The sequence below is a fragment of the Enterobacter sp. fkY84-1 genome (genome assembly GCF_052974705.1).
Genome location: NZ_CP169393.1, coordinates 4,110,494 through 4,129,724 on the forward strand (window position 1 = coordinate 4,110,494; position 19,231 = coordinate 4,129,724).

General features: G+C 54.9%; 18 protein-coding genes, 1 other RNA gene and 1 pseudogene. 12 read left to right on the forward strand and 8 right to left on the reverse strand.

The features are described 5' to 3' along the window. Positions 1–566 precede the first annotated feature (566 nt). From wcaA to garL, 5 genes and pseudogenes are all read right to left on the reverse strand, one after another. On the reverse strand, positions 567–1,391 hold the full coding sequence (wcaA, locus tag ACEPLT_RS19600) for a colanic acid biosynthesis glycosyltransferase WcaA (RefSeq protein WP_050595321.1): 825 nt from the start codon (positions 1,389–1,391) through the stop codon (positions 567–569). A 129-nt stretch (positions 1,392–1,520) separates the two neighbouring features. Beyond that, a pseudogene (locus tag ACEPLT_RS19605) lies at positions 1,521–1,838 on the reverse strand (pentapeptide repeat-containing protein); the annotation flags it as partial. Between the two features lie 294 nt (positions 1,839–2,132). After that, an RNA gene (rnpB, locus tag ACEPLT_RS19610) (RNase P RNA component class A) lies at positions 2,133–2,509 on the reverse strand. 59 nt (positions 2,510–2,568) lie between these two features. Continuing rightward, positions 2,569–3,459, reverse strand: a complete 891-nt coding sequence (gene garR, locus ACEPLT_RS19615; RefSeq protein WP_008501502.1) for a 2-hydroxy-3-oxopropionate reductase — start codon at positions 3,457–3,459, stop codon at positions 2,569–2,571. Positions 3,460–3,480: 21 nt separating this feature from the next. After that, positions 3,481–4,251: a 2-dehydro-3-deoxyglucarate aldolase gene (gene garL / locus ACEPLT_RS19620; RefSeq protein ID WP_447088310.1), complete on the reverse strand. Its 771-nt coding sequence runs from the start codon at positions 4,249–4,251 to the stop codon at positions 3,481–3,483. A gap of 373 nt (positions 4,252–4,624) precedes the next feature. On the opposite strand from garL, the gene garD reads away from it, so the two are divergent. The 8 genes from garD (at position 4,625) to ACEPLT_RS19660 (ending at position 12,673) form a co-directional block, all read left to right on the forward strand. Next, positions 4,625–6,196, forward strand: coding sequence for a galactarate dehydratase (gene garD / locus ACEPLT_RS19625; RefSeq protein WP_032653570.1), 1,572 nt, complete (start codon positions 4,625–4,627; stop codon positions 6,194–6,196). Positions 6,197–6,372: 176 nt separating this feature from the next. Then, positions 6,373–7,227, forward strand: coding sequence for a tagatose bisphosphate family class II aldolase (locus ACEPLT_RS19630; protein WP_032675539.1), 855 nt, complete (start codon positions 6,373–6,375; stop codon positions 7,225–7,227). A 34-nt stretch (positions 7,228–7,261) separates the two neighbouring features. Further along, positions 7,262–8,533, forward strand: a complete 1,272-nt coding sequence (gene gatZ / locus ACEPLT_RS19635) for a tagatose-bisphosphate aldolase subunit GatZ (protein ID WP_021242238.1) — start codon at positions 7,262–7,264, stop codon at positions 8,531–8,533. 13 nt (positions 8,534–8,546) lie between these two features. After that, on the forward strand, positions 8,547–9,014 hold the full coding sequence (gatA, locus tag ACEPLT_RS19640; RefSeq protein ID WP_032653576.1) for a PTS galactitol transporter subunit IIA: 468 nt from the start codon (positions 8,547–8,549) through the stop codon (positions 9,012–9,014). Positions 9,015–9,042: 28 nt separating this feature from the next. Next, positions 9,043–9,327 (forward strand): PTS galactitol transporter subunit IIB, encoded by a 285-nt coding sequence (gene gatB / locus ACEPLT_RS19645; RefSeq protein WP_021242240.1) that lies wholly within the window; start codon positions 9,043–9,045, stop codon positions 9,325–9,327. A gap of 4 nt (positions 9,328–9,331) precedes the next feature. Next, positions 9,332–10,705 (forward strand): galactitol-specific PTS transporter subunit IIC, encoded by a 1,374-nt coding sequence (locus ACEPLT_RS19650; protein ID WP_447088311.1) that lies wholly within the window; start codon positions 9,332–9,334, stop codon positions 10,703–10,705. A 40-nt stretch (positions 10,706–10,745) separates the two neighbouring features. After that, entirely contained in the window at positions 10,746–11,789 is a 1,044-nt protein-coding gene (gene gatD, locus ACEPLT_RS19655; protein WP_032653582.1) for a galactitol-1-phosphate 5-dehydrogenase, read from the forward strand. A gap of 110 nt (positions 11,790–11,899) precedes the next feature. Next, on the forward strand, positions 11,900–12,673 hold the full coding sequence (locus ACEPLT_RS19660; RefSeq protein WP_032653585.1) for a DeoR/GlpR family DNA-binding transcription regulator: 774 nt from the start codon (positions 11,900–11,902) through the stop codon (positions 12,671–12,673). Positions 12,674–12,735: 62 nt separating this feature from the next. Here the strand turns inward: ACEPLT_RS19660 and rsmI are convergent, their stop codons facing one another. Beyond that, positions 12,736–13,599, reverse strand: coding sequence for a 16S rRNA (cytidine(1402)-2'-O)-methyltransferase (gene rsmI, locus ACEPLT_RS19665; RefSeq protein ID WP_021242243.1), 864 nt, complete (start codon positions 13,597–13,599; stop codon positions 12,736–12,738). A gap of 62 nt (positions 13,600–13,661) precedes the next feature. Here rsmI and ACEPLT_RS19670 point away from each other — a divergent pair, with 62 nt between their 5' ends. From ACEPLT_RS19670 to dolP, 4 genes are read left to right on the forward strand one after another with little or no spacing between them, the layout of a single operon-like run. Next, on the forward strand, positions 13,662–15,827 hold the full coding sequence (locus tag ACEPLT_RS19670) for a penicillin-binding protein activator (RefSeq protein ID WP_232927470.1): 2,166 nt from the start codon (positions 13,662–13,664) through the stop codon (positions 15,825–15,827). Beyond that, on the forward strand, positions 15,785–16,180 hold the full coding sequence (locus ACEPLT_RS19675) for a YraN family protein (RefSeq protein WP_045910089.1): 396 nt from the start codon (positions 15,785–15,787) through the stop codon (positions 16,178–16,180). Before ACEPLT_RS19670 ends, ACEPLT_RS19675 begins: the two co-directional genes overlap by 43 nt. Positions 16,181–16,201: 21 nt before the next feature. After that, entirely contained in the window at positions 16,202–16,792 is a 591-nt protein-coding gene (gene diaA / locus ACEPLT_RS19680; protein WP_003861754.1) for a DnaA initiator-associating protein DiaA, read from the forward strand. A gap of 9 nt (positions 16,793–16,801) precedes the next feature. Continuing rightward, positions 16,802–17,377: a division/outer membrane stress-associated lipid-binding lipoprotein gene (dolP, locus tag ACEPLT_RS19685; protein WP_024906379.1), complete on the forward strand. Its 576-nt coding sequence runs from the start codon at positions 16,802–16,804 to the stop codon at positions 17,375–17,377. A gap of 65 nt (positions 17,378–17,442) precedes the next feature. Here dolP and ACEPLT_RS19690 read toward each other — a convergent pair whose 3' ends face one another. Beyond that, entirely contained in the window at positions 17,443–18,480 is a 1,038-nt protein-coding gene (locus ACEPLT_RS19690; RefSeq protein WP_223539615.1) for a permease, read from the reverse strand. A gap of 39 nt (positions 18,481–18,519) precedes the next feature. After that, on the reverse strand, positions 18,520–19,164 hold the full coding sequence (locus tag ACEPLT_RS19695) for an NAD(P)H-binding protein (protein WP_045910091.1): 645 nt from the start codon (positions 19,162–19,164) through the stop codon (positions 18,520–18,522). Between the last annotated feature and the right edge of the window lie 67 nt (positions 19,165–19,231).

The window sequence follows — 19,231 nt, forward strand, 5'->3', positions numbered from 1 at the left end:
AATAGCGCTAATAAATTTATTTTATGGCGATAACCCGGATTTATTTCACCGTTCTTAAAAAAACAATAAAGACGATATTTCAGGCAATTAAAGGCTAATAAATAACCGTCATTTGTTTGAAACATACTTTCATTTAAGCCATTTTTTACGACGTAAATTTTCAAATTTCAGGAAAAGGGTGGAATACGTCACATATTCACGGAGGAAATGTATTTGATTTCAATAAGCGCACATCAAACGAGAAAAGATTTACGAACATTAAGCTAACAATCATAACAAATTATCAATACTACAGATCGCCGGTTTTTTAGATTTAAATTTTGTGATGGCGATCGTCTGCAGATGCCGAGGCGGAACCGGCGAGTGAAAAACAGTGAAATGTGCTTAATGTCGCAAATATGAGAATTGATGTCGTTTGTGTGGTGCCGGGTGGCGCTGCGCTTACCCGTTCGTCGTGGTTGTCCGCCGGGGTAATTCCCGGCGACTTATCCAGCCCCTCGTCACAATGATTGCCGTATTAAACTACTATTTCCAGACACCACAACGACTCTTGTCGTTTGTACGCATCAGAACTTTTTGTTCCGGAAGCGGGTATACATCATCAGATAGCGTTTCAGATTGCGTAGCGTCATCAGTTTCATCAGGGTTTGCGGGCGCATCTTTTTGTTGCGAATGTAGTATAGAGTGAAGAGCTGATATTTTTTACTCGATACGTCTAATTTGGCTTTGTGTTTCCTGTAAAAACGTAGATAACCTGAAAACTTTCGTCCTGAGCAGGTAATGCGGGCTTCGCCGTGATTGACATAAAGCACCTGTGTGATGTCATCCAGTTTGAAAGGTTCACCGAAGGTTTCTGCAAGCCGATAAAAAGCATCATAATCCTGAGCAGCCGGCAAGGCATCGTCGAACAGGATCTGCTGCATTCTACTGGTTAAGGTCAGCATTTGGTTGCCTATAATATTCCGTTTATCAAACAGGCTTTTTTTATAAGCCGGTTTCGGATACACCTGTAATTCATCAGGATGATGATATCCGGTACCGTCACAGAGATAATCATTTGCGTACAAAAAACTGTGCAACTGAAGTTTATGTTGCCAGGTAAGAAAAGAGGACAGGCGTGTCGGCAGCCATTCATCATCATCATCCAGACCCGTAATAAGGTCACCACGGGCCATTCGTATAGCCTGATTTCGGACTGCACAAGCGCCAGAGTTAAATTCATTGCGGATATAGGTAATGCGTGAGTCATTCAGTTCGGAGATATACGTCAAGAGTTGGTCAAATGACGATGAGAAATCGTCAATGATAATGAGTTCCCAGTTCACATAGTCTTGATTCAGTACCGATTGTATGGCTCTGATCGTCAATGCCTGGCGGTTCCAGGTTGGCATATAGATGGAGATGAGTGGTCGGGATAGTGGCGTGTCACTTTCATTTTGTTCATATTCCGTCAATAACCTGACATCATGGATATCACTTCCAGTAAAATCCACGCAAGTACAATCAGCGTGACTAAAAATTGTACCTTCCGTTTTACAGTAGCTAAGATTAGCGCCTGCAAGGTTGGCACAGGAGAAATCGGCTCCTCGAAGATCACAAAACGAAATATCGCATCCCGATAAATTAATATTGCGTAAATAGAGCCCCCTGAGATCCATAAACCTCAGATCTGCACCTGCTAAACCAGGCTGATATCGGTGATTTTTAAGTATATTTTTATGATATTTGATTAGTTTTTTTAGTTTGTTTTTTCTGTCCATGCTCAACCGAATACCGATGAGAAAATTAGGTATTGAGTTAAGCGCTCTTATCATTCTATAGCAATAGTCCCCCTTCATTTTCAGAAATTAATTAGGGACAAACTGTATTTATTAACGTTTTATTTATTTTTCTCATACATTGTAGTGAGCCAGGGGGGTCTGTAGAGCCAATATTGTCAGTAAATAAATATGAATCGCAATCCAGAGACATACATATAAACTGAAGGCAGACGGAAATGAAGGCTGTCGCGGTTGCTAGGTTTCAGGATAGTCGGGATGGAACAGCCGTTGGTGTGCCTCGTTTGTATCACAGTCTGTGTCACATTTTCACCAGGGAAAGCCTGAGACACACCAACGTATTGTTTTAGAAGAAGTTGAAGCTGACCGATAAGCCGGGTTCTGTCGTGGACAGTCATTCATCTAGGCCAGCAATCGCTCACTGGCTCAAGCAGCCTACCCGGGTTCAGTACGGGCCGTACCATGTGAACCCCTATTTGGCCTTGCTCCGGGTGGAGTTTACCGTGCCACGGACTGTTACCAGCCGCGCGGTGCGCTCTTACCGCACCCTTTCACCCTTACCTGATCCCGCTTGCGCGGGCCATCGGCGGTTTGCTCTCTGTTGCACTGGTCGTGGGTTTCCCCCCCAGGCGTTACCTGGCACCCTGCCCTATGGAGCCCGGACTTTCCTCCCCTCCGCCCGTCTCCCCCGAAAGGGACGACGACGAAGCGGCGACTGTCTGGTCAGCTTCGGCGCGCAGTATAGAGGGTTTGCGCGCCGCTGTCACCCTCGGCTGTGGGTAAGCCGTGATTAACGCGCCACTTCCACCTTCGCCAGTTTTTCGTAGTAGCATGCAATTGCGCTGTGATCGGCCGTGCCCAGGCCATCGGCACGCAGCGCCTGCATCATCTCCATGACCGCCGCGGTCAGCGGCAGCTGTGCGCCCACGCCGTGGGAAGTGTCCAGCGCGTTCGCCAGATCTTTGATATGCAGGTCGATGCGGAAACCGGGTTTGAAATTGCGGTCCATGACCATGGGCGCTTTGGCATCCAGCACGGTGCTGCCCGCCAGACCGCCGCGAATGGCCTGGTAGACCAGGTCCGGATTGACGCCCGCTTTGGTCGCCAGCGTCAGCGCTTCAGACATGGCGGCAATGTTGAGCGCCACAATCACCTGGTTTGCCAGCTTGGTCACGTTACCCGCCCCGATCTCCCCGGTGTGTACCACGGAGCCCGCCATGGCTTTCATCAGGTCGTAAAATTTATCGAAAATAGCTTTATCACCGCCGACCATCACCGACAGCGTGCCGTCGATCGCTTTCGGCTCACCGCCGCTGACCGGCGCATCCAGCATATCGACGCCCTTTGCCTTTAGCGCCTCGCTGATTTCACGGCTCGCGAGCGGTGCGATAGAGCTCATATCGATCAGCACCAGGCCCGGTTTCGCGCCGTCGATAATGCCGTTTTCACCCAGCGCAACCTCTTTTACGTGCGGGGAGTTTGGCAGCATGGTGATGATGACATCGCACTGCTCGGCAATGGCTTTCGCGGTGGTGGCCGCTTCTGCGCCAGCCGCTATCACCTCAGCCACGGCCTGTGGATTATGATCGGAGACCACCAGCGAGTAACCCGCTTTGATGAGGTTCTTACTCATTGGTTTACCCATGATCCCCAGGCCAATAAAACCCACTTTCAGCGTCATAATCTGTTTCCTCAATGATGGTTATTTTTTAAAAGCGTCCGCTAATTTCTGCGTGGCAGAGCGAAAGGCGCCAAGGTCGCTGCCGACGGCAACGAAGGTGGCTCCCCACTCCAGGTAGCGGCGGGCATCAGCCTCTACCGGCGCCAGAATGCCGCACGGCTTGCCGTGCGCTTTTGCGCGAGCAAAGATGTGCTGGATCGCGTGCTGCACGTCAGGGTGGCTGGCGTTACCGAGATGGCCAAAGGCCGCAGCCAGATCGCTTGGGCCGACGAAGATACCGTCCACGCCGTTGGTGGCGGCAATCGCGTCGACGTTATCGACGCCCTGCTGGCTCTCGATCTGAACCAGAATGGTGATGTTGCTGTTGGACTGCGCGAAATAGTCCGGGACGGTGCCAAACATGTTGGCGCGATGCGAAACGGAAACGCCGCGGATCCCTTCGGGAGGGTAGCGCGTAGACGCCACGGCCAGTGCCGCTTGTTCTTCCGTCTCCACAAACGGGATCAGGAAGTTGTAGAAGCCGATATCCAGCAGACGCTTAATAATCACCGGTTCGTTGGTGGGGACACGCACCACCGGGGCACTGTTGCTGCCTTTCAGCGCCATCAGCTGCGGAATAAACGTGCTGATATCGTTTGGTGCATGTTCGCCGTCCAGCACCAGCCAGTCGAAACCGGCCAGGCCCAGCACTTCGGTGCTGATAGGGTTTGCCAGCGCGGACCAGCAGCCAATCTGAATCTGGTGCGCTGCGAGAGCCGCTTTAAATTTATTCGGGAAGATAGCGTTATTCATCGTATTTACCTTTTTAATTCCGCAGCCTTTTTCAGCATCATTTTATTTATTCAGACACCGCGCCAGCATGATATTTATTATTCGGACATATTCTGGCGTAATAAAATCGTCATTCAGTATAAGATGCAATCCACGACCGCACATTGTTTTAATGCTCAGGTATTACGCTATTTTTTGATAAAAATTTTTGCATATGCACAAAGCACTGGGCGCTAATGCACAGAATCAAGGATTACGGGCTCGCGAGCGATCGGGATCACATTTTGATATTGAATCTGCTGACATGCTTTATTTCTGAAAGCCGCGTATTTATTTCTACCATCAGAAAAATGGCTGAACCTATTATCAGAATTTTGCTGGAGAATACTGACCAATGGCCGACATTGAAATTCGACAGGCACCGCCGACGGCGTTTTATATAAAAGTGCACGACGCCGATAACGTGGCGATTATCGTCAACGACAATGGCTTAAAAGCAGGAACCCGCTTCCCGGACGGGCTGGAACTGACTGAGCATGTTCCGCAGGGACATAAAGTCGCCCTGGTGGATATCCCTGCTGAAAGCGAAATTGTGCGTTACGGTGAAGTCATCGGCTATGCCGTCCGTCCTATTCCGCAGGGAAGCTGGGTGGAGGAGTCGCTGGTGGCGCTGCCAGAAGCGCCGCCGCTGAACACGCTTCCGCTAGCAACCCGCGTGCCGGAACCGCTTCCCCCGCTGGAAGGCTATACCTTTGAAGGGTATCGCAATGCGGACGGCAGCGTCGGTACCAAAAATCTGCTCGGCATTACCACCAGCGTGCACTGCGTGGCGGGCGTCGTGGATTACGTGGTGAAAATCATCGAACGCGATCTGCTGCCAAAGTACCCGAACGTCGACGGCGTGGTGGGCCTGAACCACCTCTACGGCTGCGGCGTGGCGATTAACGCGCCCGCTGCCGTGGTGCCTATCCGGACCATCCACAATATCGCCCTGAACCCCAACTTTGGCGGCGAGGTGATGGTCATTGGCCTGGGATGTGAAAAGCTCCAGCCCGAGCGCCTGCTGCAAGGCACGGAAGATGTCAAAGCCATTCCGGCAGACGAGGCCAGTATCGTGCGCCTGCAGGACGAACGCCACGTCGGTTTCCGCTCAATGGTCGACGATATTTTGCAGGTAGCAGAACGCCATCTGGACAAGCTCAACCGCCGCCAGCGCGAAACGTGCCCGGCCTCTGAGCTGGTTGTGGGCACCCAGTGCGGCGGTAGCGATGCCTTCTCCGGCGTGACGGCCAACCCGGCGGTGGGCTTTGCATCCGATCTGCTTGTACGCTGCGGCGCCACGGTGATGTTCTCCGAGGTGACTGAAGTGCGTGACGCCATCCATCTGCTGACGCCGCGCGCCGTTAATAAAGAGGTCGGCAAGCGACTGCTTGAGGAGATGGCCTGGTACGATAACTATCTCGATATGGGCAAAACCGACCGCAGCGCCAACCCGTCTCCGGGCAACAAGAAAGGCGGCCTGGCAAACGTGGTGGAAAAAGCCCTCGGCTCTATTGCCAAATCCGGGCAGAGCGCCATTGCAGAAGTGCTCTCTCCGGGCCAGCGCCCGACGAAACGCGGCCTTATCTACGCGGCAACGCCGGCCAGCGATTTTGTGTGCGGCACGCAGCAGGTGGCATCCGGCATTACGGTACAGGTCTTTACCACCGGGCGCGGCACGCCGTACGGCCTGATGGCGGTGCCGGTGATCAAGATGGCGACCCGCACCGAGCTGGCAAACCGCTGGTATGACTTAATGGATATTAACGCGGGCACCATCGCCACCGGAGAAGAGAGCATTGAGGACGTGGGCTGGAAGCTGTTCCACTTCATTCTGGATGTCGCCAGCGGGCGAAAGAAAACCTTCTCGGACCAATGGGGATTGCATAATCAGCTGGCGGTGTTTAACCCGGCACCGGTGACGTGAGTTTGCTGTAAACCTCGCTTAGCATGGCTTCGGCCATGCTTTTTTTTTCTTTCATTTCTTTCGCATCCTTACCTTTCATTTCGATTCTTTCATTTTTAAGATATCAATCACAAAATAACATTCCGAAACCCTATATTGTCTTTCGCATAAATAAAACGAAAGGTTTCGGAGGAAAGATGTTCATCATCTCGTCGAAAGCGATGCTGCTAAAAGCACAGCGCGAAGGTTACGCCGTACCGGCATTCAATATTCATAATCTCGAAACGCTGCAGGTGGTCGTTGAAACGGCCTCTGAGATGCGATCTCCGCTGATCGTGGCGGGTACGCCCGGCACATTCAGCTATGCAGGAACCGGTAACGTGGTCGCCATCGCCAGCGATCTGGCCAAAACGTACAACCAACCGCTGGCGATCCACCTCGATCATCACGAAGATTTCGACGATATCGCGCAGAAAGTCCAGAGCGGGATCCGCTCGGCGATGATCGACGGATCTCATCATCCGTTCACTGAAAACGTCGCCCTGGTGAAGAAAGTGACAGACTACTGCCACCGTTACGATGTGAGCGTGGAGGCTGAACTTGGCCGTCTTGGCGGGCAGGAAGATGACCTTGTGGTCGACAGCAAAGATGCGCTTTACACCAACCCGCAACAGGCACGCGAGTTTGTTGAATTAACGGGTATCGACTCATTGGCCGTCGCCATCGGTACCGCGCACGGCCTCTACACTGCCACGCCGAAACTTGATTTTGAACGTCTGGCAGAGATCCGCAATCAGGTCGATATCCCGCTGGTGCTGCACGGCGCTTCCGGTTTATCTACGGCCGATATCCTTCAGGCCATTCGCCTCGGTATCTGCAAGGTCAACGTTGCCACAGAACTCAAAATCGCCTTCTCGAATGCCCTGAAAACCTATCTCGCTTCACATCCCGAAACCAGTGACCCGCGTCATTACATGGTGCCCGCCAAACGCGCCATGAAAGAGGTGGTACGTAAAGTTATTAACGATTGTGGTTGTGAAGGAAAGCTCTAAATACGAAAGCCTGAAGTCCTGACCAGGAGGAAACGTGAAAGATATTATTACCCGCCATAAAGCGGGAGAAGATCTCGGTATTTGCTCTGTTTGCTCAGCGCACCCGCTGGTTATCGAAGCCGCATTGCGGTTCGATTTGCATACCGACAACAAGGTACTGATTGAAGCTACCTCAAATCAGGTGAACCAGTTCGGCGGTTACACCGGTATGAAACCCGCTGATTTCCGTGATTTTGTTCTGAAGATCGCTAAAGAAGTGGGCTTTCCGCATGAACGTTTGATCCTGGGTGGCGATCATCTGGGGCCAAACTGCTGGCAAAATGAACCGGCTGACGCGGCGATGGAGAAATCCATCGCATTGATCAAAGCCTATATCGCGGCGGGGTTTAGCAAGATCCACCTGGACGCCTCCATGTCCTGCGCCGACGATCCTGTCCCACTCCCGCCAGGGGTGGTGGCACAACGTGCTGCCCGACTGTGCAAAGCGGCAGAAGAGACGGCCACTGAAGAACAAAAAGCGGCGCTAACCTATGTGATTGGTACTGAGGTTCCCGTTCCCGGCGGTGAAGCCAGCAGTATTAACAGCGTTCATGTTACCCGCGTGGAAGATGCCGCGCAGACGCTGGAAACGCATCGTGAGGCCTTTGCCGCGCTCGGTCTGGACGAGGCTATGACGCGCGTGATTGCGATAGTCGTACAACCCGGCGTGGAATTCGACCATACGCAAATTATTCACTACCAACCGCACGCGGCAGAGGCGCTTTCCGGCTGGATCCGCCAGACCCCCATGGTCTATGAGGCGCACTCCACCGACTACCAGACACGTCAGGCCTATCGTGCTTTGGTTCGCGATCACTTCGCGATCCTGAAAGTCGGCCCGGCGCTTACCTTTGCCCTGCGAGAAGCCATTTTTGCCCTTGCACAAATGGAGAAGGCCCTCATCGCCCCTGAGCAACGCAGCCATGCGCTTGATGTGATCGACGAAGTCATGCTGAACGAGCCGGATTACTGGAAGAAGTACTACCGCCCCACCTGGAGCCAGGCAATGGTGGATATTCACTTTAGCCTGTCCGATCGCATTCGCTACTACTGGCCGCACCCGCGCATTCGCCAGAGCGTTGAGAAGTTGATCGCTAATCTGAGCACAACCTCCTTGCCTCTGGGGCTGATTAGCCAGTTTATGCCCGTCCAGTTCGAACGATTGTCGATGAATGAGATCGCCGCAACACCGCAAAATCTCATCATCGACAAAATACAGGATGTATTACGCGCCTATCGATTTGGCTGCACCCCTGAACCCCTCTAATGCCGGAGAGTGTATGAGTCACGTTTTTGTCCGTACCGGAATTGAGTTTGAAACCTGCCAGCAGGCGCTGGCGCATATTGGCGAGGAGATGCTGGCTAACGGTGTTGTACACGCCACCTACCCTGCCGCCCTTCTGGAAAGGGAGATGAACTACCCCACCGGCATTGCCCTTGAACGCCATGCGGTCGCTATTCCGCACTGCGAAGCCGTACATGCGAAACGCCCCGCGATTTACCTGATTCGTCCGGACAAACCGGTGCATTTTCAGCAGGCCGATGATGATGGCGAGGTCGCCGTCTCACTCATCATCGCGTTAATCGTTGAAAACCCTGCGGCGCAAATGAAATTGCTGCGCCGCCTTTTCAGTGAGCTACAAAACCCGGACGTGCTGGACATGCTGCTGGCTGCGCCCGCAGAGCGCCTGGCCGATCGTTTACGGGAGACGATCCTTGAGCCTGTCGCCTGTGCCCGGGCTTCATAACATACTGATAATAAGAAAGGAGTACCCTATGAAACGCAAAGTTATTGTTGCCTGTGGCGGTGCTGTCGCCACCTCAACTATGGCAGCAGAAGAGATCAAAGAACTGTGTGAAGCCCACCACATTGAGCTGGATCTGGTCCAGTGCAGGGTGACTGAAATCGAAACCTATATGGACGGTGCAGACCTGATTTGTACCACGGCGAAAGTTGACAGAGCCTTTGGCGATATCCCGGTGGTGCATGGCATGCCGTTTGTATCCGGCGTCGGCATCGAAGCCCTGCAGCAAAAAATTCTGACCATCCTCGAGGGGTAAGATCATGTTTACCGAAATCATGCGGTACATCCTCGATCTGGGGCCAACCGTAATGCTGCCAATCGTCATCATCATCTTCTCTAAGCTGTTGGGGATGAAGCTGGGCGATTGCTTTAAATCCGGCCTACATATCGGCATTGGCTTCGTCGGGATCGGTCTGGTTATTGGCCTGATGCTTGACTCCATCGGCACGGCGGCCAAAGCGATGGCTGAGCAGTTCCAGATTAACCTGCACGTGGTGGATGTCGGCTGGCCAGGTTCATCCCCAATGACCTGGGCATCACAGATTGCACTTATCGCTATCCCTGTTGCCATTGGCGTCAACGTTGTCATGCTAGTGACGCGGATGACGCGGGTAGTGAACGTCGATATCTGGAACATCTGGCACATGACCTTCACCGGTGCGATGCTGCACCTGGCAACCGGCTCTTACTGGCTGGGGATCCTGGGCGTTGTGGTGCACGCCGCGTTTGTTTACAAGCTAGGGGACTGGTTTGCCAAAGACACGCGGGACTTCTTCGGTCTGGAAGGGATCGCCATCCCTCACGGCTCGTCAGCTTACCTCGGCCCAATCGCCGTTCTGGTCGATACGATTATCGATAAAATCCCAGGCCTGAAGCGTATTCATTTTAGCGCTGACGACGTGCAAAAACGCTTTGGCCCGTTTGGCGAACCGGTCACGGTTGGGTTTGTGATGGGACTGGCCATTGGCATGCTGGCAGGCTACGACACCAAATCCGTTCTCCAGCTGGCCGTGAAAACCGCCGCCGTGATGCTGCTGATGCCGCGCGTTATCAAACCGATCATGGACGGCCTGACGCCGATTGCTAAACATGCCCGTAAACGTCTGCAGGCAAAGTTTGGTGGGCAGGAGTTCTTAATCGGTCTCGATCCGGCGCTGCTGCTGGGCCATACGTCCGTCGTCTCCGCCAGCCTGATTTTCATACCGCTCACTATCCTGATTGCTGTTCTGGTGCCGGGAAACCAGGTGTTGCCGTTCGGTGACCTTGCCACTATCGGCTTTTTTGTGGCGATGGCGGTCGCGGTGCATCAGGGCAACCTGTTCCGCACGCTTATCTCTGGCGTCATCATCATGGGCATTACGCTGTGGATTGCGACCCAGACCATCGGCCTGCACACCCAGCTTGCGCAAAATGCTGGCGCGTTGAAAGCGGGCGGGCTGGTGGCCTCCATGGATCAGGGCGGTTCACCCGTCACCTGGCTGCTCATCCAGTTGTTCACCTGGCAAAACGTGGTGGGGTTCATCGTGATTGGTGCCATTTACGTCACCGGCATCCTGCTTACCTGGCGACGTGCCCGCGTGTTTACCGCGGCAGAAAAGAACGCCGCTGCCCCGCAAAGCCAGACGGTGTCTTGATATCCGGGGAGCAATGCTCCCCTCTTTTTCTGGAGTGAATATGAAATCAGTGGTAATTCACGCTGAGGGCAACGTGCGCGTTGAAGAACGTCCAATCCCTCACATTCAGGCTGCGGATGATGTGCGGGTGCGTATTGCCTGCTCAGGATTATGTGGCTCCGATATTCCGCGAATTTTTGCCGGAGGGGCACATTATTATCCCATCACCCTCGGACATGAATTTAGCGGTCATGTCGAAGCCTGTGGTACCGAAGTACACGATCTCAAGGCAGGCGATCCGGTTGCCTGCGTGCCATTACTGCCCTGCTTTTCCTGTCCGGCGTGTGAAAAAGGCTACTTCTCACTCTGCAAGCAGTATCAGTTTGTCGGATCTCGCAGCGAAGGCGGCAACGCGGAATATATCGTGGTGAAGCGAGCAAACCTGTTCCGCCTTCCTGCAGAGATGGCAATTGAAGATGGTGCATTTATTGAGCCCATAACCGTAGGGCTACACGCGTTTCATCTTGCTTCCGGCTGCGAGGGTAAGAACGTCATCATTGTCGGCGCAGGCACTATCGGCCTGCTGGCGATGCAGTGTGCACTGGCATTGGGCGCCAACAGCGTTATCGCGATCGATATCAATGACGATAAGCTCGCGCTGGCAACAACGCTGGGGGCAACTCAGGTGTTTAATAGCCGCGCTCTGGCCGCAGACGACATCCTTAACGCGTTGAGCGACAACCCGTTTGATCAGTTGGTTCTTGAGACTGCTGGCACACCGCAAACCGTTACGCTCGCCATTGATATCGCCGGGCCGCGGGCCCAGGTCGCGCTGGTGGGTACGCTGCATCATGACCTGAACTTACCTGCGGCGACATTTGGCAAGATACTGCGTAAGGAGTTGACGCTTCTGGGAAGCTGGATGAATTATTCGGCCCCGTGGCCGGGTGAAGAATGGAAAGCCGCAGCCCGTCTGCTCACAGAGAAAAAACTGCAGCTAAAGCCCCTTATTGCTCATATCGGCGATAGCGACAGCTTTGCTCAGGCCGTGCAAGGACTAAACGGTGCGCCTATGCAGGGCAAAATTATGCTGCGCTTTGCGTAGTGCTTCGAGCCAGCAACCTGAGCTGGCTCACATTTACTTTCGAATATTACCGTACACCTTTCGCATACCTTCGATTAGAATAGAGGCAGTTAATTATCAGGCAATTCAATATGAACTCATTTGAGCGACGCAATAAAATCGTTGACCTCGTCAACGCTCAGGGCAGTGTCATGGTGCTGGATCTGTCGAATATGTTTGGCATTTCAGAAGTGACGATTCGAACAGATCTGCGTCTGCTGGAAGAAAAGGGATTGGTCACGCGTTTTCACGGTGGCGCCGCAAGGCCCGGCAGCAACCTGGCAGAAAGCGAAAATCAGGAAGTGGTGCTGGAAGACCGTTATCAACTTGCGAGCGACCCGAAGAAGCGCATCGCACAGGCTGCCGCGGCCATGATTGAAGAGGGAATGACGATCATTCTGGACAGCGGAAGCACCACCATGCTCATCGCCGAAGCGCTGACCAAACGAGCCAATATCACCGTCATTACCAACAGCCTGCCCGCCGCGTTTGCCCTTTCGGAAAACAAAGATATTACGCTGGTGGTTTGTGGCGGCACGGTGCGCCATAAAACGCATTCGATGCATGGCACCATTGCAGAGCGTTCGCTTGCAGGCATTAGCGCTGATCTGATGTTTGTCGGGGCTGACGGTATCGACGCCACAAATGGCATCACCACCTTCAATGAAGGTTATTCGATTAGCAGCGTGATGGCGGCGGCCGCGCATAAGGTGATTGCCGTCCTGGACGCCAGCAAATTCAATCGTCGTGGCTTCAACCAGGTACTGCCGATGGAAAAAATAGACTGTGTCATTACGGATGAAGGGATCGGAAAGCAGGATAAAGAACTGCTGAGCAAAGCGGGCACGGAGGTCATTACGGTATAGAGAAGTCGCTTTGTAGGCCGGGTAAGGCGTAGCCGCCACCCGGCAAAACTGGCGGGGATGCCTTACTCCCCCTGCTGCTCCAGCGCATACTTATACAACGCATTTTTCTTCACGCCGTGAATTTCTGCCGCCAGCGCAGCGGCTTTCTTCAGCGGCAGTTCTGCCTGCAGCAGCGCCAGCGTGCGCAGCGCGTCGGCAGGAAGGGCGTCTTCTTCCGCCTTGTGCCCTTCGACAATCAGCACCATTTCACCCTTGCGGCGGTTTTCGTCTTCCTTCACCCACGCCAGCAGCTCGCCCACCGGTGCGCCGTGGATGGTTTCCCAGGTTTTGGTCAGCTCGCGCGCCAGCACCACGTAGCGGCCTTCCCCCCAGACGGTCACCATATCTTCCAGGCTCTCCAGCAGGCGGTGCGTGGATTCGTAAAAAATCAGGGTGCGCGGTTCCGCTTCCAGCTCTTTTAAGACGTCGCGGCGGCCTTTTGATTTAGCAGGCAGAAAGCCTTCATAGCAGAAACGGTCAGACGGCAGACCTGCGGCGCTTAACGCCGCAATCGCGGCGCACGGTCCCGGCAGGGGCACAACGCGAATACCGGCTTCGCGACAGGTACGCACCAGGTGATAGCCCGGATCGTTGATCAGCGGCGTACCGGCATCGGAGACCAGAGCAATGTTCTGCCCCTCTTTCAGCTTCGCCACCAGCGTTTCGGCTTTTTGTTGCTCATTGTGATCGTGCAGCGCAAACAAACGGGCGTTAATCGCGAAATGTTGCAGCAGCAGGCCGGTATGGCGGGTGTCTTCAGCAGCAATTAAATCAACAGCTTGCAGTACGGTGAGCGCACGTTGGGTAATATCAGACAAATTCCCGATAGGAGTAGGTACAATATAAAGCTGGCCTTGAGAATTATCTGCCGTTTCGTGTTGTTTCATTGTTTCGTCCGTATTGCCGATTTAATATTGAGCATTGCGTAAAAAAAATCACTGGATACAGTATGGTACCGTTAACGTTTCTTCGAAAAAAAGCCACGCGCAGCGTGCCGCTTCTGCTGGCAGCCCTGATCTTTGCAGGCTGTGGCACTCAGGCACCTGACCAGAGCACCGCCCATCTCCAGGGTTCTGCTCAGGCTGATTCTGGCTTTTATCTGCAACAAATGTCGCAGAGCTCAAATGATACCAAGACCAACTGGCAATTACTCGCCATTCGTGCACTGCTGAAAGAGGGTAAAACCCAGCGGGCAGCCGAACTGTTTAACCAGTTGCCAAAAGATCTTAACGACGCACAGCGTCGCGAGCAGAGCTTGCTCTCTGCCGAGCTGAAAGTCGCGCTGAAAGATTACGCCGCCGCGAAGAAGATCCTCGGTGATATCGACGTAAGCGCGCTGGATAAAAACCAGCAGGCGCGCTTCTGGCAGGCGGGTATTACCGCTGAGCAGGGACGCCCTTCGCTGACCTTGCTCCGCGCGCTCGTCGCGCAAGAGCCGCTGCTTGGCGGTGCTGATAAGCAGAAGAATATTGATGCCACCTGGCAAGCGCTGGCGTCGATGACGCAGGAACAGGCGCAGGCGCTGGTCATCAACGCCGATGAAAACGTCCTGCAGGGCTGGCTGGATCTGCAGCAGATGTGGTTTAACAACCGCAGCGATCCAAAAATGTTGAAAGCCGGCATTACGGACTGGCAGACGCGCTACCCGCAAAACCCGGGCGCGAAAATGCTGCCAACCCAGCTGGTGAACGTGCAGAACTTTAAGCCAGCTTCCACCAGCAAAATCGCCCTGCTTCTGCCGCTCAACGGCCAGGCGGCGGTGTTTGGACGTACCATTCAGCAGGGTTTTGAAGCGGCGAAAAACGGCACGACGTCGGTAGCCGGCAGCGCCGTTCCCGCACAGGCAGCCCAGGCGGCTAATGTGAATAATGATGTTGTCAGCCCATCCGCCGCAGAGACCAGCGACCTGACCACGGCGCAAACGCCAGCGCAGGGCACGATGCAAAACCCTGTGACGGCCCCGACGACGCCTCCAGCTGAAGCTGCACCGGCTACAGCAGCACCTGCGGCCCAGGCTCCGGCCGAGACACAAACGGCGCCAGCTCCTGCCACAACAGCAGAACAGCCTCAACAGCAGCCTGCACAACCCGCGGCTCAACCTGCCGCGCAGCCGCAGTCCGTGGCAACCACCAGCGCCAACCCGGGCGCTGAATTGAAAATCTACGATACCAGTTCGCAGCCGCTGGACCAGGTTCTGGCGCAGGTTCAACAGGATGGCGCGAGCATCGTTGTCGGTCCGCTGCTGAAAAACAACGTGGAAGAGCTGATGAAGAGCAATACCACGCTGAACGTACTGGCGCTCAACCAGCCAGAGCAGGTTCAGAACCGGGCCAATATCTGCTACTTCGCGCTCTCTCCGGAAGATGAAGCCCGCGATGCGGCGCGTCATATTCACGAGCAGGGTAAGCAGGCACCGCTGTTGCTCATCCCACGCAGCGCGTTGGGCGATCGCGTGGCCAATGCCTTTGCCGATGAGTGGCAGAAGCTGGGCGGCGGCGTGGTACTGCAGCAGAAATTCGGTTCCGTCTCTGAACTGCGCGCGGGCGTCAACGGCGGGGCGGGTATCGCGCTTAACGGTAGCCCGGTCGCCGCGAGCCTGCCACAGCAGCAGGGCGTGACGATTGGCGGCCTGACGATCCCTGCACCGCCAACCGACGCGCAGATTAGCGGTGGCGGTAAAGTGGATGCGGCCTATATCGTTGCCACACCGCAGGAGATCGCCTTTATCAAACCGATGATTGCAATGCGTAACGGCAGCCAGAGTGGCGCAACGCTCTACGCCAGCTCCCGCAGCGCACAGGGCACCGCAGGCCCGGATTTCCGTCTGGAAATGGACGGTCTGCAGTACAGCGAAATCCCGATGCTGGCTGGCAGCAATCCATCCCTGATGCAGCAGGCGCTGAGCGCGGTGCGTAACGATTACTCTCTGGCGCGTCTGTATGCGATGGGGGTTGATGCGTGGGCGCTGGCGAACCACTTTACCCAGATGCGTCAGGTGCCGGGCTTCGAGCTTAACGGCAACACCGGCGATCTGACCGCCACTCAGGATTGTGTGATTAACAGGAAGTTATCATGGCTCAAATACCAGCAGGGGCAGATCGTCCCGGCCAGTTAAGCCGCAAACAGACCGGCGATGCGTGGGAGTTAAAGGCGCGTCGCTGGCTTGAAGGCAAAGGACTGCATTTCATCGCCGCCAACGTCCGCGGGCGTGGCGGCGAAATCGACCTGATCATGAAAGACGGTCAGGTCATCGTGTTTGTAGAAGTGCGCTTTCGACAGTCCTCCCGTTTTGGCGGTGCTGCCGCCAGCGTGACGCTCGCCAAACAACATAAATTATTACAGACTGCCCACTTGTGGCTTGCCCGCCATAATGGGAGTTTTGATACTGTGGATTGCCGGTTCGATGTGATAGCCTTCACCGGAAATGAGATCGAATGGCTTAAAAACGCTTTTGGCGAAGACGCATAATTAAGATTTAAAAGGGATAACGTGCTCGAAAGAATTAAAGTGTGCTTCACAGAAAGCATCCAGACTCAGATTGCCGCGGCGGAAGCCCTTCCGGATGCTATCTCGCGTGCCGCAATGACGCTGGTGCAATCCCTGCTAAACGGCAACAAAATCCTCTGTTGTGGCAACGGCACGTCAGCCGCCAACGCACAGCATTTTGCTGCCAGCATGATCAATCGTTTTGAAACAGAACGCCCGAGTTTACCTGCCATTGCACTTAATACCGATAATGTGGTCTTAACGGCGATTGCTAACGATCGTCTGCATGACGAAATTTACGCAAAGCAGGTGCGAGCTCTGGGTCATGCCGGAGATGTGCTGCTGGCCATCTCCACGCGCGGCAATAGCCGGGATATCGTCAAAGCCGTTGAAGCCGCCGTCACCCGCGACATGACCATCGTGGCCTTAACCGGCTATGACGGGGGTGAGCTGGCGGGTCTGCTTGGGCCGCAGGATGTGGAAATCCGCATTCCGTCTCACCGGAGCGCGCGTATTCAGGAAATGCATATGCTCACGGTGAACTGCTTATGTGACTTGATCGATAACACGCTTTTCCCTCACCAGGATGATTAAGGAGTTCTTATGAAGGCTTTATCGACCCTCGCAGTCCTTATGTCTGCATTACTGCTTCAGGGATGTATCGCTGCGGCCGTTGTGGGTACCGCCGCAGTAGGCACCAAAGCAGCAACCGATCCGCGCTCTGTGGGGACACAGGTGGATGACGGTACGCTGGAGCTGCGCGTCAACAGTGCGCTGTCGAAAGACGAACAGATCAAGAAAGAGGCGCGTATCAACGTGACGGCTTACCAGGGCAAAGTGCTGCTGGCAGGCCAGGCGCCGAATATGGAACTCGCCTCGCGTGCGAAACAGATTGCGATGGGTGTTGAAGGGACCACAGAGGTGTTTAACGAAGTGCGTCAAGGCAAGCCAATTGGCCTGGGTGATGCTTCTTCCGATACCTGGATCACCACCAAAGTGCGTTCCCAGCTGCTGGGTTCGGACCAGGTGAAATCCTCCAACGTGAAGGTGACGACGGAAAACGGTGAAGTGTTCCTGCTGGGTCTGGTGACCGACCGTGAAGGGAAAGCGGCGGCCGATATTGCCAGCCGGGTGAGCGGCGTGAAGCACGTCACCACCGCGTTTACTTACATTAAATAAAAAAATCCCCTCAAGTGAGGGGATTTTTTTGTAGGCCCGGTAAGCGTAGCGCCACCGGGCGTTTTTCACAGAAGCGCAATACTCCCCACCATCACCCCACTCAACGCCACCAGCCCTGCGGTCAGCCACAGCGCTTTCGCCGGGAATGACTTACGCAGCATAATCAGCGACGGCAGGCTGATGGCAGGCAGCGTGATGAGCAACGCCAGCGCCGGTGCGGTGCCCATGCCGGCCAGCATCATGGTCTGAACAATGGGAATTTCTGCGGCGGTAGGGATCACAAACAGGCAGCCTGCAACGGCCATCGCAATGACCCACAACAGCGTGTTGTCGATAGCGCCATCCGCATGCGGGAAGAGCCAGACGCGCGCCGCCCCGAGAACCAGCACCGCCAGGATATAGACCGGGATGGTGCTCCAGAAAAGCTGCCATAGCGCCCTGCCCCAGCGGGCAAAGAACCCGCCCTGCGGCTCGCTGACGTCCAGCTCAACAGACGCGGACTCTGGCGTCTTATCCTTCACCAGATTTTGCACCAGCGTCGCCACCACCAGCACGGTCAGCAGTCCTGCCACCAGACGAATGAACGCGAAATGCCAGCCCAGGACAAAGCCCATAAACACCAGCGTCGCCGGGTTGAGCAGCGGGTTGCCCATCCAGAACGCCAGTGCGCCGCCCATTGATACGCGCTGGCGGCGCATGCCTGCCGCCACAGGTGCAGCACAGCAGGAGCACATCATGCCCGGCAGGGAGAAGATCGTTCCCAGCAACGTACCCTGAAAGCGCGGCTGCCCGAGGGTTTTCACCAGCCAGTTGCGCGGGATCAGCACCTGAATCAGTGAGCCCAGGATCACGCCCAGGACGGCAGCCTTCCAGACGGCAAGGAAGTAGACCATGGCATAGTCCCACGCCGCCTGAAGCGGATTGGCATCAGCCTGAGCGAGAATAGATTTACCGATGCTGTGCGTTTCGGCGGCGGTGAAGGCTTTGCCGTAGTATGGCTGCCATTTCACGTACCAGAGGCCAATAATGACCACGAGAAAGAAGAGTGCGGGCTTCCACCATTGAACAGGTGTTGCCGCCTGAGATGAAGACTGACCAGTCATAGCATTCCCCGGAGAGTATGAGTAATTAGCCGGGGGAGTTTACGCCTCGCCCTGCGCGATTTCACGCAGTTTTGCCGAAGGGATAATGTTTACGCCCGCTTTTGACGGGGCCAGTCCCTCTTTTAACATCGCCCGCGCGACGTCCCGCGCCTCGATGGCTTTCCAGTTGCCGGGAAGGATCCGAAACAGCGGGGCCAGGATCGACTCGTTAAAGCGGCGCTCGTCGCGGTGGCCGATCAGCATCGAGGGGCGCACAATCGTCAGCTGCTCCCATTTCTGCGCAATCAGTGCATCCTCCATCTTGCCCTTCACCTTGTTGTAGAAGAAAGGCGATCCGGCACTGGCGCCCAGCGCGCTGACCACCAGAAAATGTCTGGCTCCCAGCTTTTTCGCCGTAAGCGCGGTGTCCACCACCAGCGTATAGTCGGCGTGGATAAATGCCTCTTTGCTCCCCGCCTCCCGCCGCGTGGTGCCCAGACAGCAAAACGCGATATCAATGGGATCCTGCACCTGCGCCAGCGCATCCGTCAGCTGAGGATCGTGCGGATTAAAGACGCCGGAGATGTCCGCCAGCGGTCGACGCGTCGGGGCGGCGATGTAGTTCACGCGGCGATCCTGAATCAGCAGCCGCAGCAGATGATCGCCCACTAGCCCGGTAGCCCCGGTAATCAGTACCTGACTCATCGTATCCCCTTTACAGAATTGTCCGTTTGCGAACTCAGCGTCGTCGACCACACTTAGAAGTCTGTTA